This window comes from Brevibacillus sp. GCM10020057 (genome assembly GCF_042683565.1).
Classification (GTDB): domain Bacteria; phylum Bacillota; class Bacilli; order Brevibacillales; family Brevibacillaceae; genus Brevibacillus.
Genome location: NZ_JBHUJW010000033.1, coordinates 1 through 914 on the forward strand (window position 1 = coordinate 1; position 914 = coordinate 914).

Here is a 914-nt window from a genome sequence, read left to right on the forward strand (position 1 = left end):
GCTACCGCAATCTAGAGAGATTCAAGATTCGCATTAGACTGGAGTGTAAACCGGCTACATAACTACGAAAAACTGCGATAGAGGGAGATCAAGCACGTTTTACGGTGAAGAGCTAAAATTAATAATATTTGAGATATGATCGGTAGAATCTCTTTTATAGTAGAAATTCTGATCGCCACCTGGCCAGTAAATACCAATCTTACCGTTGTAAGAATTTTTTTCATTTGTTAAATCTCGAAGCATTGGAGAGACTAACGTGTCTGATTCATAGTATACGTGTGCAAGTCCAGATAATTTTAAAGCCAACCGATTTGGATCGACTAGATAATCACCGTAGAAATGCTTGCTTATATAAACTACAGGTAGTAAATTCTTGCGTTCAGAGTTTATTAGAGAGGCTATCTCAGAAATATTTTCGATACTAACTTCTTTTGCCACTGTCTCAATAGGAATTCCATCGTCTAACATCAGACCAGTTTCACGCAAAAGCAAGGACACAATATACGGCTTTAAGGGAAGTGGTGTGTACGTCGCAACATTAAAATTCGCCCTCGATGCTACAATCGCGACTCGAAAGTCTTCGTTTGTTTTATATCCAACTACATCTGTCCGCCATTCTCCATCTTCATCCTTCTTAATGTGTCTTACACCACAATGAATCCCTCTTTCCCCAACAACTCGTATAAATTCTAGAGATTCAGATTCATCGTCATTTTGATATTTAAGCCCATCCTCAATTGGCTGATCGTCTATTACAAGACTACTATGCGGACTATTTCTTTGCCATTTTCTACATAGGGCTTGCTGAACGATTCGTTACAGTGCGAATTGTCTGTACGTGGTACGATTCAGCAGCATGTTGAAAATGTAGACGAAAAGAAGCCGCAAGCGGCGTTCCAGGTTCATCACGAGAA

1 protein-coding gene is annotated in these 914 nt (G+C 39.6%); it reads right to left on the reverse strand.

All coding sequences use genetic code 11. The annotated features are described in order from the left end of the window. Positions 1–99: 99 nt before the first annotated feature. Positions 100–468 (reverse strand): hypothetical protein, encoded by a 369-nt coding sequence (locus tag ACFSO0_RS10340; RefSeq protein ID WP_376879672.1) that lies wholly within the window; start codon positions 466–468, stop codon positions 100–102. Positions 469–914 lie beyond the last annotated feature (446 nt).